Source organism: Enterobacter cloacae complex sp. EB5, assembly GCF_031432835.1.
GTDB lineage: Bacteria > Pseudomonadota > Gammaproteobacteria > Enterobacterales > Enterobacteriaceae > Enterobacter > Enterobacter hormaechei_C.
This window is the reverse complement of sequence record NZ_CP133860.1, coordinates 4260318-4273889: the sequence shown is the minus strand read 5'-3', so window position 1 is coordinate 4273889 and position 13572 is coordinate 4260318. Positions and strand designations below refer to the sequence as shown.

The following is a 13572-nucleotide window of genomic DNA, read 5'->3' as shown; positions in this document are numbered from 1 at the left end:
TCAATACGCCCGGGATGCCCAGAACGCCGTCAGGCGTTCCCAGGTCAGTTCCTGCGTTGAATGAAGTTGTAATCCCGCATGGTTCAGGCCAGGCCCAATCCCGACCGACAGCATGCCTGCGGCGTTGATCGCATCTACCCCTGCGGCGGCATCTTCGATACCAATGGCCTCTTCAGGACGCACGTTCAGTCCTTTACAGGCCGCAAGGAAGATTTCCGGGTCCGGCTTTGAGCGGCAAATGCGCGACGCATCGGCGCAAAAATCGAAAGCCTGATGAATACCCAACGCGTGCAAAATCCCAGGGGCATTAAGCGATACGGATGCCAGGCCAATTTTGACCTTCGCGGCGCGAATATCCGCCAGCACGTCGCGAATACCCGGGAGCAGCGAGTCCTGCGTCAGTGATGCCAGCGACTGGACGTAAAGCGCGTTTTTTTTCGTCGCCAGCGCCAGGCGCTGCTCGTCACTGAACATCCCCTCTTTCCCGCCATGTTTCAGAATGCGCTGGAGGGAGTCCATACGGCTTATTCCCTTCAGCTGTTCGTTAAATACTTCGTCGAAGGTGATACCAATCTCCTCCGCCACGGCGCGCCAGGCCAGAAAGTGAAGATGCGCGGTATCGGTTATCACCCCGTCCAGATCGAATACAACAGCGTTAAGCGTCATGACGCCCCTCCGTGGTAGCGGTCCCATTAACAGATGCAAGAAAGTCCTTACGCTCACAGACCTTTCGCCCTGATACATGCAACGTTTTACCCCACAGCGTCAACGTGACAGGTGCGGTGGTTTCAATGGTTAACTGGTCATCTTCACAGGTAATGTGCATCGTTGCGTCCCGCCACCGCAGCGGGAAGGCGAGTTTTTGCCAGTGAGCAGGCAGCTTCGGCGCAAGATGCAGCTCCCCTTCGCTAATGTGCAGGCCAGCAAAACCCTGAATGGCGCCCAGCCAGATCGCACCGGTGGCGGCGGCATGAATACCGTCATCACTGCTGTGCGGGTCATCCCCCAGGTCGATGGCAATCCCATCGCGCCAGAAGGCATACGCCCCCTCGGTGTCACCGCAGCGTGCGAGCACAATGCCGTGAATGGCTTTACTCAGGGATGAATCATGGATCGTGCGTGGCTCGTAGAACGCCAGATTGGCGGCACATTGCTGCGGCGTAAACCGTTCCGGCAGCAGGTAGTTAAGCATTACCACGTCAGCCTGCTTCAGGATCTGCATCTCGTTCACTTCCGCACGAGAGTAATCAAGCAGAATGGTTTGCTTACCCGCTTTGGCTTTATAGCGGCTCAGATCGATGGCAGGTTTAGCCATGAAGGTATCATCCTGCGGGATCACACCGTCTGCGTCGGCCTCTGGCAGCCACAGGCGCGCCAGGAACTTCCCGGCATTCTCCGTAAAACGCGCATCTTCACGCCCAAACATCGCCATAAACTGACGCGCGCAGGCAACGTTGTGCCAGACCAGATAGTTGGTGTAGGCGTTGTTGTTGACATGCTCGGTGTATTCATCCGGTCCGATCACGTCATGGATCTCAAGACGACCATTAATTTCCGTCGCGCGTCCCATCCAGAACGAAGCGGTTTCCATCAGTAGCGTCAGGCCCTCATTGCGCATAAAGGCATCGTCGTGTGTTGCCTGCCAGTAAGCGACAACGGCCCAGGCAATATCAGCCACGATGTGGTGTTCAGCGAGTGCGGAGGCGACCTTCTGGCGAACCCCGGTACGGATGTTAATGGCTGCGAATTCTGGCGTCTCTTCCTGTCCGCTGGCGGCGCTTTCCCACGGGAACAACGCGCCTGGCCAACCGTTACGGCGTGCTTTTTCGCGCGCGCCAGAAAGATTCAGCCAGCGATAGCGCAGCAGGCTGCGGGCAATCTGTGGACGGGTAAACAGATGGAACGGCAGCAGGAAAATTTCAGTATCCCAGAAGACGTGCCCTTTGTACCCTTCCCCCGTCAGCCCTTTCGCGGCAATGCTGCTTCTTTCGCTATGGGCTGGCGTCATTGTCGTCAGGTGCCAGACGGCATAATCCAGCGCCAGCTGATCCTGCTGTTCTGCACAAGTCACTTCCACCCGAGCGTCACGCCATACCGCTTTCCAGGCATACGCTGAGCTTTCAAGCAACGCATCGTAGCCTCTTGCCGCGCAGACTTTGAGATCGGCCAGCGCGTTGCGGGCGAAAGACTCCTGCGAGAGCGCTTTATCGCTGCGATGTGTCAGCCAGACGATCTTCTCAAGCGTGACAGTGTCACCTTGCGAGATAGTCAGAGAATGATGAACGTTGAGGCGACGATTTTTGGCGGTGAAACAGCTGTCGCTCTTAGCGGAAAGCTGACAAAACGCCGAAACAACAACTTCAGACGCCCGGTCCTGCGTTTCATACACACCCTGCATGTAGTGCTGGTCGAAGACCCTGACCGAGATTTCATCCAGATGCTGCCTGCCGCTGTTCGTTTGTGTCGCATCTATGCCGGTTTTCAGCACGGCATGAGCGGCGCCATCAAGCGGTGCGATCGAGAGCTGCATTGCCACTAAGGGCAACTGCTCCAGCGAAACAAAACGACGGCTCTCGAGGCGATAGCGTTTTCCGTCCGGCGAACGCCAGACCACGTTACGATGCAGTTCGCCGTTAGCAAAGGCCAGCTCGCGTTGCCACTCAAGAATTTCGCCTGAAAGGAGCGTGAAGTTGACGCCGTCCAGCTCAACTTCAATCCCGGTGACATCCGGCAGATTGATCAGCTCTGTGGTTTCGTTGCGTCCCGCGCGATGATACAGCCCCGCGAGATACATGCCTCTGGTCTGCTGGGTGTAATCTTCTTCATGCGTGGCGCGAATGCCCATGTAGCCATTGCCGCAGGCCATAATGGACGCGTATTTATTCAGGCTATGCGGGCAAAAGCCCGGATCGGTTAATACAGACTGGTTCAGCATAACGTCACGCTTTCCCCTGTTTCCGCGGCTTCATATAACGCCGCGACTAATTGCTGGATCACCAGCCCCTGCTCCGCATCGGCAATCATGATCGGCTCGCCCAATACGCGGCGAACAAACGCGTCCATACTGCGCTGATGTCTCCGATCGTCAGCCTCTTCACGCTGGGTCAGCGTCTGTAAAACACCGGCTTCGTCGTTATAAATGTGTGCCGGGAACAGCGTTGCACCCGCCTTCTCACCACAGAAAGAGACGTTCATGATCGACTGCTCGCGGATATTAAGCGCAAAAGAGGTGTCCAGACGCAGAATGCCACCGTTGCAGAACTCAATCGTGCCAAACAGGGCATCTTCCACGGTAGACTGCGCAGGATCCCATTCGCCAAACTGGCCGGTGTGTTTCCGGTTCCCCAGTTTCTGGAAGCTGTGCGCGGTTACCCGTTTCACGGTCGGGAAGCCCAGCACATACATCGCGGCATCCAGCATATGAATGCCGATATCGATCAGCGGCCCGCCGCCCTGGAGCGATTTATTGGTGAAAACGCCCCACCCCGGCACACCGCAGCGACGCAGCGCCTGCGCGGAGGTGAAGTAAATTTCACCGAGCGTTCCGTTCATTACCGCCTCGCGCAGGAGCTGGGTATCCAGCGCAAAGCGATGGTGAAAATCGTACGCGAGGACTTTTCCGGCCTTGCGCGCCGCGAGACGCATCTCATCCGCCTGGTGCGGCGTCATCGCCGGCGGCTTTTCACACATCACATGACAGCCTGCTTCGAGCGCCGCCATCACATGTTCAAAATGGAACCGGTTAGGCGAACAGACGCTCACCACATCCGGTTTTACTTCCTGCAACATCTCGTGAGCGTCCTGCCATGCCGATGGAATAGCATAACGTTCCGCGAACGCCTGTGCCTGCTCAAGGCGGCTGTCCATGACAGCCACCATTTGAACATCACTGCGCGTGGCGTAATACGAGGCATGCACTTTGTCTGCAACCTGCCCGGCGCCAATGATGGCGACGCGCAGAGGCAAAGGTGTAGAAGCACTCATCACGCTCGTCATCCTTAGCATTCACGCAAGTAAGTGAGAGAGTCCTTATAGGCCTGAGCCGGATCGTCGGCACGCACCCGGCACTCGTACACGACATAACCCTGATAGTTATCGGCACGCAGCTGATCGAACAGGCTGGCGAAATCGAGGCTGCCGCTGCCCGGCTGATAGCGGTGGTTATCAGCAATGTGCACATGACCCAGCAGGTCGCGGTTCTGATGCAGCGCTTCCGTCAGGGAGTCTTCTTCAATATTCATGTGGTAGAAATCACCGATGATCTGCACGTGCTTCAGGCCATTCTCTTCGATATAACGACGCGCGTCGGCCAGAGTGTTGATCATATGATCCTGATAGCGGTTCAGCGGCTCCAGGTAGACGGTCGTACCGGTGCGCGCTGCCACCTCATCCAGCCAGCGCAGGGAAGCGCTGACCGCTTTGCGATCGCCGTCCAGACTACGTGGCGAAGTCATTGGCGGCAGACGGAAGGTAAACATTCCCCAGGCAGCCGGAACGATAATCCCCTTACCGCCCACTTCTGCCAGCGCTTCAAGGATGCGTTCAATCTGCTGCAGACCGTTCAGGCGGCGTTCTTCGATGAAATCCCCGATCCATCCATCGTAACCGCCACAGGCCGTCGTGACCGGCAGGCCGGTGGCTTTGATAGCCGCTTTTACTTCGTCGAGGTTTTCCACCAGCAGTCGGCCATCGATTTCGTAGCCATCAAATCCCATCGCTTTGATGTATTCGAATTTTTCCATGATATCGGTCGGGAAAAAGGCCTGGTTTTGTGTTGCGATTTTCATGATTTGCTGTCCTTAGCTTAAAAAGTGACGCCCATTTTGATACTGAGTTCCGGGTGCTGATCGACATACTTCATATAGCTTTCCGGGCTGGTGGTGAAGGTGACGACCGGGTCGATCAGATCTTCACAATTGAGATAACCGTTCATCAGCAATTCCCAGCAGGTCTCTTCAATACGCTTGCGGCTCCAGCGCGGATAATCCGGGTTGGGTTCACTGCATGCGCGAGAGAAGACAATTTTGGCGTTGTTAAAGTGTGCTTCGCGACCAAGGTTGAAGCCCGCCGCGAACGGCTTGGCGAAAGCCACGTAGGAGATGGTGCCGCCGTAGGCGAGACCGCGCAGCGCAGATTGCAGTGCATCTGCAAATCCGCTGGTTTCGATGATCACATCTGCGCCCTGCTTGCCGGTCAGTTTCTTAATTTCCAGACCGACATCGGTACCGATTGGGTTCAGACAGTGGTCTGCACCGTGACGGCGGGCGATCTCACAGCGGTGCTCAATAGGATCGACACCAATAACCACTGACGCGCCGGCTTTTTTCGCCAGCTGAATCGCAATCTGGCCAATCGCGCCCAGCCCCACAACCACGACGAAATCCCCTACGCGGACGTTAGCATCACGCACGCCGCTCATGGCGAACTGCGCCGGATCGTAACAAACGGCGTTTTTCCAGGATGCGCCCTGCGGCATTTTGCGCAGCTTATAATTGTTCACCGCGTTAACGATGACCGTTTCCTGCAACGGGCCGTAGCAGCAGACGCTGTCGCCGATCTGGTATTCCGTCACGTCCGCACCACATTCGATGATGTCGCCGACGATCATGTTCCCCAGCTGGAATTTACCAAATTCGATGCCGCGCGCTGCACCTTCTTCACGCGGGGTAAACATCTGCCACTCAGCGTTGAACTCTTCATCAATGAACGGGCTTGCCGCGCGGAAATCCACGACTTCAGTGCCGTGTTTCGGGGCGCCATAACGGGCACGAATCTTCACCTCATGTGCTGCAACAGGACGATCTTCGTATTCCACCAGCGCCGCTACACGAGGCGCTGTCGCAACTAATTTTTTCATGACTGACTCCTTGTTAAAATCGGCCGCCTCAGCCCTTCACGCCGCCGGCGGTCAAACCACTTTTAATGAAACGTTCAGACAGGGCATACATAATGACGACCGGAAGTGCCGTGACCAGCGATGCCGCCATCATGCGACCCCAGATGTAATCTGGCGTACTGAAGAGCGTGTTCAGCCCCACCGGCAACGTAAAGTTGCTGGCGCTGGACAGGAAAATGGAGGCGAACAGATAGTCATTCCACGCCACCATGAAGCAGTAGACAAAGACCGACACCAGACCCGAGATCGCCAGCGGCACGGTGATGCGGAAGATGATTTGCAGGCGGTTCAGGCCATCCATCATCGCGGCTTCTTCGATTTCGTCCGGGATGGTGTCGAAATAGCTGCGCAGCATAAAGACCGCGGTAGGCAACGTCTGCGTCACCATGGTGATGATCAGCGCCAGTTCGGTGTCATAAATGCCGAGCGCGGTGATGATTTTGAACAGCGGCACCACCAGCAGGATCCCGGAGAACATATAGACGGTGTAGAAGCTCGCATTGATCGTCGTGCGCCCTTTAAAGCGCAGTTTGGATAACGCATACGCGCCCAGCGTGCCGAGAAACACCGCAATGACCGAGGAGGTCAGCGACACCACCATGCTGTTACGGAAGTAATCCACAAACGGGAAAATCAGCGGGTTAAAGATGTCGATGTAGTGATGTAGCGTCCACTCCTGCGGCAGAATGGTCGGGTGCAGCGAGATCGCCTCTTTCGCGCTTTTGAACGATGTCATCAACATCACAAAAAACGGAAACAGCGTGATAATCAGAAATAGCGCCAGTCCCAGATAAAAACCGATACGGCCCAGAACGCGTTTATTTGTTGCCATTGAGGTTTACCCTTTTTCTGGTCAGCAGAATGACAGCGAAGATGATCACAAACAGCACAACGGAAATGGCGGCTGCTTTACCCAGGTCATTGAACGCAAAGGCGGTTTTGTAGAGATATACACCCAGAATGTCGACCTTGGTGGTGAGCAGATACACATCCGCAAACATGTAGAACATCCAGATGGTTCGCAGCGTGACCACCGTGGCCAGCACCGGCATGATGGCGGGCAACGTCACGATACGAAAACGCTGCCAGGCATTCGCTCCGTCCATCTCTGCCGCTTCGTACAGCGATTTATCAATGGTCTGCAAAATCGCGAGGAACGAGATAAAGGCGTACGGGAAGTAACGCCAGATGGCGAACAGCACAACCAGGACAAAACTGCTGCCAGGATTATCGAACCACAGCGGCGCCTGATCGTAGAGATGCAGCAGATCAACGCCCAGGTAGTTCACAATCCCGTAGCCGTTGTTGAACATGTATTTCCAGGCAAATACCAGTGAAATAGACGGCGTCACGTAGGACAGGATCACCAGTGAACGTGCCGTTTTCCGCATGCGGAATTCACGGTTAAAGAAGATTGCTACGGCCAGTCCCAACCCGGTGCTGCCGAGCACGACCAGCGCCGTATACCAGAACGTCATCCACAGGGAGTGCCAGAACGCAGCATCGCCCAGAATGCGAATGTAGTTATCCAGGCCGACAAACACCGCATCAATACGCGGGTTCAGCGGTAAACGTAAAAAACTGATTTCAATGTTGGAAATCATTGGCCAGGCCACCAGGCCCCCCAGCAAAATCAGGCTGGGGGCCAACAGCAGCATGGCGAAAGGCATATCTGAACGACCAGAAAACAACGTCTTCATAATTCCCTTCGCAAAGCGCTCCTATCGTTGTGATATCAGGTCAGTCAGTTTCTTCTGGCTGTTGCTTAACGTCGCATTGAGATCTTTTTGTCCCACCGTCACGTTATGCACCATGGAACTGATAATGCCGGAGCCGGTAACGTCTCCCATGCGTGTAAAGTTTTTGTCGCCTACGGCGCCAAATACCTGGACGTTCGGGAACTGGGCAATCAGCTCGTAAGGCAGTTGGCCAAAGGCTTTGATCACGTCGTTGTTTTTCCAGCTTTCAGTGCCCACCACGAGTTTGTTCACCGGCAGCGCCGCACCAGGGGACATCATCACCCAGTCAGATGCGTTTTGAGCCTGCTCCATCCAGGTCACAAATTTTTCTGCCGCCTGCGTTTCCTCTTCGGTCTGGCCGGTCGTGATCGTCAACGAGGTGATCATGCCGTACACGGCTGATGATTTTTCCGTCGGGACCACGAACCCCAGGTTGGCCGGATTGCCATCTTTGTAGACCGCGGGCAGGATATAGGTGGAGTAAACGGCCATCGGCGCAGAGCCGTTCATGAAGGCGTCTTTGATCTCCATGACATCATTCGAGCCCGGCATGGTGTTCGCAGCCAGTGCCCGATAAAACGCCAGCGCTTTCGACATTTCAGGGGTATCGATTTTTACGTTGCCGTTTGCATCAAAGACGTTGGCTCCGCCTGACAACGCAAACTGCGAGAAGGCCTGCTCTGTCATGACGCTTTCTGCGGTTGGAAGCGCGATACCGTAATGTTTTTTCGCCGGATCGTTGAGCGCCTGACTGGCTTTCAGCAGTTGCTCCCAGTTGTGCGGTTCTTCGATTCCCGCTGCCGCGAGCGCGTCTTTGTGATACCAGACGCCGGACAGCCAGGCGCTAACCGGCACCCCCGTCCATGCCTTGCCGTCTTCAGTGCGAACAACGCGTAAAATGCCGTCGTAAAAGGTATCTTCACCGACGGCTTTAATCGCGTTGCCAATCGCGTCACGGTCCAGCAGTTGCTCTTTATCCATGACTTTGGCGTAGTCATGGCTGACTTCAATCACTTCCGGTAGCGCGCCAGTACGGGCCAACGTAATGACCTTGGTGTTATAGGCATCTTCCTCAACGGGTACCTGTTTCACCGTAATAGTCGGGTTCTCTTTCTCGAATTTTTCGATCAGTTTCGTAATAACCGCCTGACGCTCCTGTTCTACCGACGAGTGCATAAACTCAATGGTGACCTGAGATGCTTTATCGTCCTTACAGCCTGATAACAGGGCGCACGAAACCAGTGCTGATAACAGCACAATTTTGGGCATTTTCATTTTAGGGTCCTTTTTAGTTTTCTTTAATCCACATTACCTGCCATGGATTGAGGGTCAGTTCCGTACCGCTAATATCTTGTCCTGAGAGTAATTCCGTACCAAAGAGCGTTTGTCCATAAACGGTCTGCATTTTATTGCTAAAATTAAATAATGCTGTCATTCGCTCGCCATTTTCAGCAACACGAACAATTTTAAGAATATGTTCACCGATTGCGTCAAAAATAGCCTGACTATCCGGATGGAACGCACGTTCGCCGCGACGAATAGCAATAAGTTCACTCAAACGAGAATAAATTTGATAACGAATACTCTTCTTATTATTGAGCTCCAGATCAACCTGACCTGCGGTGTATTTTTTCCTGTTTATCGCACGGTTATATCCGAGACGTTCGACACCCTCATAATCGTTACGCGAACCAAGAATGCTTTGAATATATACAGCCGGTACGCCAGGAAAACTTAACAACACAGCATGCGCCAGGATGAACCGCGCAATGCGCTCATCATCTGAGCTGTCTCGCAAACTCAACGCATCAAGATAGGTGACATTAATTTCATAGGGGCTTCGCGTTCCGTCAGGATTATTTTTCCAGTTGACCAGTGCGCCTTCCTGCTGAAGCTTATCGACCAGCGAGAGGATCTCTGATTCCGGAAGGATGCCGCGTAACGGGTTCAAACCGATACCATCATGCGAGGCCAGGAAATTAAACCAGGTGGTATGCGTTGAAGGCAGCGCCAGTGACCCCGCCCACTGGCACAGGGCTTTAACATCCTGACGATGAACAGCGTGCAGCACCAGCGGCGGTAAGGAAAACTGATAGACCATCTGGGCTTCGTTTTCACCATCACCGAAGTAAGAGATATTGTCTTTGTGGGGAACATTTGTCTCAGTGATGATCACCGTTCCAGGCGCCACGGCGTCCGTAATGGCGCGGAACAGCTGGATAAGGCAATGGGTTTGTTCCAGATGGATACAGGTGGTTCCCGGGATCTTCCACATAAACCCGACCGCATCCAGACGGATATAACGCGCCCCTTCCATGAGGTAATGGAGCAGAACGTCAACCATGGCAATCAGCACCTGCGGCGAGGCGAAATTGAGATCGATCTGGTCATCGCTGAATGTGGTCCACAGATGACGAACGCTGCCATCATGAAGCGTGAACGGCGTCAGCAGCGGTAAAGCGCGTGGACGCGTCACCGCGGATAAATCGGTTTCGGGGTCGACAGAAATAAAGAAATCTTCGTAGCCCGGCTTCTGCGCCAGATAATTAGCAAACCATTCGCTTTTCGCTGACATATGGTTGCAAACGAAGTCAAACATTAAGCTGGCAGACTGTTTTAATTCCGCGACATCTCGCCAGGTTCCGGTTTCAGGTGCAACCTCGTGATAATCAATAACGGAAAATCCATCATCCGAAGACCACGGATAAAACGGTAACAGATGGACATGGGAAAACGTGCGAGAAAGCCATTCATTATAGAACCGGGTAAATACCGGCAACGCTTTCTCCCCTTTCGCGGAGAACTGATCGGCATAGGTAATCAGCACAACATCTTTTTCATCCCAGCCTGACTTACGCTTTTCAGTAATATTAACCGCCGCTTTTTCAAGCTTAGTTAATAACACGTTAAGGTGTGCATCTGAAAATGATTCACCGTAGATATGATTGATGAGTTTTTTAATTTTTGCGTTCACATTATTTTCCATGGTAGCGGTCCCACGGAGTGGCAATCTACTCCCATGAAAAATATCTGTCAACGGACCCGGGGGCAGAAAGCAGCAATCTCAGCGCAGCGCAACGCATTATTGTGAGCTGCCGCAAAGAAAGCAGAAAAGCAGAAGAAACGCAGAAGGGAAAGTCATGCCCCTTCTCTGGGCGAGAAAGGGCGTATGCGGGAGGATCTAGCGTGACAGGTAGCGCCGGGAAACGCGTTTTGCCAGTTTCTGTAGCAGCGGCTCCAGCGCGACCGCCAGCATCATTCTGATCGGCTTTCGGGCAACAGACTTGATCGCCCAACCCGCTACACCGGCCGGGCCATAACGTAACGCCGTCATCAGTACCAGTTTACCTGCGATTTTCAGGCCGGGTTTTACCTTCTGACCGGCCTGTTGCCAGTTTTGTTTCATGTAAGTTCTCTCTTAAAGCTGACGAAAACGACTTCTCAGCGTAAAGGTATCGGAGGTGACATAACGTTCCATCTCGCGCAATCGCTTCTCCCCTGCGCTCAGCTGTTCATCCACCGCGTTCAGGAGATCGCTGCTGGTTGGCGTGTTCTCAGCATCCAGCTCACCTTCCGGCATAGGATCGAGCACAAACGACAGAATGATGTAGGCCACCAGGGTAATAAAGGCCAGGCCGAAGAAAATCGACAATACCGTGACCACACGCACCAGTTTTACCGGGACATCCAGATAGTGCGCCAGCCCGGCGCAAACGCCCCGAACCATGCCCTGCTGTGGGATCCGCCACAGTTTTTTATTCAGATTCAATCCAGCCATTACCGTTCCCTCCAGTTCGGGTGTTCCGCGTCCAGGATCGCTTCCAGCGCCTGAATACGTTCGCGCATTTTATTTGCCTCGGCAGAGAGCTGCGCCAGCCGCTGTTGTTCACTCTGCGACAGCTCCCCGCGTGAAGAGCGGTTGCTGTAGTGCAGCCATAACCAGATGGGCAGAACAAACAGCACGAAAATGGTCAGGGGTATTGCCAGAAAAAGCGCGCTCATGTGTACTCCTTGTCTTACGATGCGGCACGCTCAGGTGCCGCAGGAATTATTATTGGTTGTCTTGTTTCATTTTGGCTTTCAGCGCAGCCAGTTGCTCGCTAATTTCATCATCGGCCTTCAGGTCAGCAAACTGCTGATCGAGGGTTTTTTGTTTACCGATGCTGTGGCTTTCGGCTTCCGCTTCCATGTGGTCGATACGGCGTTCAAACGATTCGAAACGCGCCATCGCTTCATCCAACTTGCCGCTGTCCAGCTGGCGACGCACGTCGCGGGACGAGCTTGCAGCCTGGTGGCGCAGCGCCAGCGCCTGTTGACGCGCCCGGGTTTCGCTGAGTTTGTTTTCAAGCTCACCAATCTCTTTCTTCATACGCGTCAGAGTATCATCCACCAGCGTCACTTCGTGTTCCAGCGTGGCAACCATGTCGGTCAGCTTCTGCTTCTCAATCAGCGCAGCGCGGGCCAGATCCTCTTTATCTTTACGCAGCGCCAGTTCCGCTTTTTCCTGCCATTCGTTAAGCTGGGCAGTCGCCTGCTCGATACGACGTGTTAACTGCTTTTTCTCTGCCAGCGCGCGGGCGGAGGTGGAGCGTACTTCAACCAGCGTGTCTTCCATCTCCTGAATCATCAGGCGCACCAGCTTCTGCGGATCTTCCGCTTTCTCCAGCAGCGAGTTGATGTTGGCGTTCACGATGTCGGCAAAACGAGAAAAAATACCCATAATTCAATCCTCATAGTTCTGTTATCGGGCGATGCCCTGCTGAGTAGTTAATACAAATCCCATGCCAACTTTTTATCTTATTGATTTTACTGAGTGTGATTGATATTTATCCAGCCAGCAGCTATTCTCACCTGGTGAATATCACTAAGGAGTGGTTAATTTCATCATGGCTGAATATAAAGATAATTTGCTTGGCGAAGCTAACAGCTTCCTGGAAGTGCTTGAACAGGTATCGCGCCTCGCGCCGCTGAATAAACCGGTGCTGATTATCGGTGAGCGCGGAACGGGTAAAGAACTTATCGCTAACCGCCTGCACTTTCTGTCTGGCCGCTGGGACGGTCCTTTTATTTCCCTTAACTGCGCCGCGTTGAATGAAAATCTGCTCGACACCGAGCTGTTTGGTCATGAAGCCGGTGCCTTTACCGGCGCACAAAAACGGCATCCCGGACGCTTTGAGCGCGCCGATGGCGGAACGCTCTTTCTCGACGAGCTGGCGACCGCGCCGATGCTGGTGCAGGAAAAACTGCTGCGCGTCATTGAGTACGGTGAACTGGAACGCGTTGGCGGCAGTCAGCCCCTCCAGGTCAACGTTCGCCTGGTATGCGCCACCAACACCGACCTGCCCGCGATGGTGGCTGAGGACAAATTCCGCGCCGACCTGCTGGACAGGCTGGCTTTCGATGTTGTACTGCTGCCGCCGCTGCGGGAGCGGCGCAGCGATATCATGCTGCTGGCCGATCAATTTGCCATTCAGATGTGCCGGGAACTGGGTCTGCCTCTCTTTCCGGGCTTCAGCGAACGGGCCACCGGGACCCTGCTCGGTTATCACTGGCCGGGCAATATTCGTGAACTGAAAAACGTGGTGGAACGGTCCGTTTACCGGCATGGCAGCAGCGAGACCGAACTGGACAACATTATTCTCGATCCGTTTCGGCGCGAGGATAAACAGCCCCCGGCTCCGGCGACGCGCCAGCAGGATCCGGCGTTGCCGCTCGATCTACGCCAGTTCCAGCATCAGCAGGAACAAAACTTGCTCGAGCAGAGCCTGAAAGAGGCGAAATATAATCAGAAACGGGCGGCTGAACTGCTGGGTCTGACCTACCATCAGTTAAGGGCATTGCTCAAAAAACATCAAATGCGCTGACATTATCAGCACTTACCCCCAGACATTTTTACGAAGCAGGCGTAAGTGCGATACACTTTGCAGATCGAATCTA

14 protein-coding genes are annotated in these 13572 nt (G+C 54.1%); 1 reads left to right on the top strand and 13 read right to left on the bottom strand.

Annotation, left to right across the window (positions count from 1 at the left end; all coding sequences use genetic code 11):
* The 13 genes from pgmB to pspA all read right to left on the bottom strand — a co-directional run bounded on the left by pgmB (position 1) and on the right by pspA (position 12355).
* On the bottom strand, positions 1 to 666 hold the full coding sequence (gene pgmB, locus RHN82_RS20570) for a beta-phosphoglucomutase (RefSeq protein ID WP_022648295.1): 666 nt from the start codon (positions 664 to 666) through the stop codon (positions 1 to 3).
* The gene (locus tag RHN82_RS20565; protein WP_047051004.1) at positions 656 to 2935 is read right to left on the bottom strand and encodes a glycoside hydrolase family 65 protein; all 2280 of its coding nucleotides are present in this window, start codon (positions 2933 to 2935) and stop codon (positions 656 to 658) included. Before RHN82_RS20565 ends, pgmB begins: the two co-directional genes overlap by 11 nt.
* A complete protein-coding gene (locus RHN82_RS20560; protein WP_104999960.1) occupies positions 2929 to 3987 on the bottom strand; it encodes a Gfo/Idh/MocA family protein in 1059 nt (352 codons plus the stop codon). The genes RHN82_RS20565 and RHN82_RS20560 overlap by 7 nt, the downstream gene beginning before the upstream one ends.
* An 11-nt stretch (positions 3988 to 3998) precedes the next feature.
* Positions 3999 to 4787 (bottom strand): sugar phosphate isomerase/epimerase, encoded by a 789-nt coding sequence (locus RHN82_RS20555; RefSeq protein WP_047051003.1) that lies wholly within the window; start codon positions 4785 to 4787, stop codon positions 3999 to 4001.
* A 17-nt stretch (positions 4788 to 4804) separates the two neighbouring features.
* On the bottom strand, positions 4805 to 5857 hold the full coding sequence (locus RHN82_RS20550) for a zinc-binding alcohol dehydrogenase (RefSeq protein WP_015570403.1): 1053 nt from the start codon (positions 5855 to 5857) through the stop codon (positions 4805 to 4807).
* 28 nt (positions 5858 to 5885) lie between these two features.
* On the bottom strand, positions 5886 to 6728 hold the full coding sequence (locus RHN82_RS20545; RefSeq protein WP_047051001.1) for a carbohydrate ABC transporter permease: 843 nt from the start codon (positions 6726 to 6728) through the stop codon (positions 5886 to 5888).
* Positions 6715 to 7596, bottom strand: a complete 882-nt coding sequence (locus tag RHN82_RS20540) for a carbohydrate ABC transporter permease (protein ID WP_003856862.1) — start codon at positions 7594 to 7596, stop codon at positions 6715 to 6717. The genes RHN82_RS20545 and RHN82_RS20540 overlap by 14 nt, the downstream gene beginning before the upstream one ends.
* Positions 7597 to 7617: 21 nt before the next feature.
* A complete protein-coding gene (locus tag RHN82_RS20535) occupies positions 7618 to 8910 on the bottom strand; it encodes an ABC transporter substrate-binding protein (RefSeq protein ID WP_017693335.1) in 1293 nt (430 codons plus the stop codon).
* A 13-nt stretch (positions 8911 to 8923) separates the two neighbouring features.
* The gene (locus tag RHN82_RS20530) at positions 8924 to 10621 is read right to left on the bottom strand and encodes a sugar phosphorylase (protein ID WP_047051000.1); all 1698 of its coding nucleotides are present in this window, start codon (positions 10619 to 10621) and stop codon (positions 8924 to 8926) included.
* Positions 10622 to 10816: 195 nt separating this feature from the next.
* Positions 10817 to 11041 carry a phage shock protein PspD gene (pspD, locus tag RHN82_RS20525; protein ID WP_047050998.1) on the bottom strand — a complete coding sequence of 75 codons (225 nt, stop codon included), beginning with the start codon at positions 11039 to 11041 and terminating at the stop codon, positions 10817 to 10819.
* Positions 11042 to 11053: 12 nt separating this feature from the next.
* Positions 11054 to 11413, bottom strand: coding sequence for an envelope stress response membrane protein PspC (gene pspC / locus RHN82_RS20520; protein WP_006810819.1), 360 nt, complete (start codon positions 11411 to 11413; stop codon positions 11054 to 11056).
* Entirely contained in the window at positions 11413 to 11637 is a 225-nt protein-coding gene (gene pspB / locus RHN82_RS20515; RefSeq protein ID WP_003856853.1) for an envelope stress response membrane protein PspB, read from the bottom strand. The genes pspC and pspB overlap by 1 nt, the downstream gene beginning before the upstream one ends.
* 49 nt (positions 11638 to 11686) lie before the next feature.
* Entirely contained in the window at positions 11687 to 12355 is a 669-nt protein-coding gene (gene pspA, locus RHN82_RS20510; RefSeq protein WP_022651342.1) for a phage shock protein PspA, read from the bottom strand.
* Between the two features lie 151 nt (positions 12356 to 12506).
* Between pspA and pspF the strand changes: the two genes are divergently transcribed.
* Complete coding sequence (gene pspF, locus RHN82_RS20505) at positions 12507 to 13499, top strand: phage shock protein operon transcriptional activator (protein WP_161956916.1); 993 nt, start codon at positions 12507 to 12509, stop codon at positions 13497 to 13499.
* Positions 13500 to 13572 lie beyond the last annotated feature (73 nt).

Excerpts from the sequence above, each read along its gene's own strand:
- pgmB (WP_022648295.1), bottom strand. The coding sequence starts at position 666 with ATGACGCTTAACGCTGTTGTATTCGATCTGGACGGGGTGATAACCGAT.
- RHN82_RS20565 (WP_047051004.1), bottom strand. The coding sequence starts at position 2,935 with ATGCTGAACCAGTCTGTATTAACCGATCCGGGCTTTTGCCCGCATAGC.
- RHN82_RS20555 (WP_047051003.1), bottom strand. The coding sequence starts at position 4,787 with ATGAAAATCGCAACACAAAACCAGGCCTTTTTCCCGACCGATATCATG.
- RHN82_RS20550 (WP_015570403.1), bottom strand. The coding sequence starts at position 5,857 with ATGAAAAAATTAGTTGCGACAGCGCCTCGTGTAGCGGCGCTGGTGGAA.
- RHN82_RS20545 (WP_047051001.1), bottom strand. The coding sequence starts at position 6,728 with ATGGCAACAAATAAACGCGTTCTGGGCCGTATCGGTTTTTATCTGGGA.
- RHN82_RS20540 (WP_003856862.1), bottom strand. The coding sequence starts at position 7,596 with ATGAAGACGTTGTTTTCTGGTCGTTCAGATATGCCTTTCGCCATGCTG.
- RHN82_RS20535 (WP_017693335.1), bottom strand. The coding sequence starts at position 8,910 with ATGAAAATGCCCAAAATTGTGCTGTTATCAGCACTGGTTTCGTGCGCC.
- RHN82_RS20530 (WP_047051000.1), bottom strand. The coding sequence starts at position 10,621 with ATGGAAAATAATGTGAACGCAAAAATTAAAAAACTCATCAATCATATC.
- pspD (WP_047050998.1), bottom strand. The coding sequence starts at position 11,041 with ATGAAACAAAACTGGCAACAGGCCGGTCAGAAGGTAAAACCCGGCCTG.
- pspC (WP_006810819.1), bottom strand. The coding sequence starts at position 11,413 with ATGGCTGGATTGAATCTGAATAAAAAACTGTGGCGGATCCCACAGCAG.
- pspB (WP_003856853.1), bottom strand. The coding sequence starts at position 11,637 with ATGAGCGCGCTTTTTCTGGCAATACCCCTGACCATTTTCGTGCTGTTT.
- pspA (WP_022651342.1), bottom strand. The coding sequence starts at position 12,355 with ATGGGTATTTTTTCTCGTTTTGCCGACATCGTGAACGCCAACATCAAC.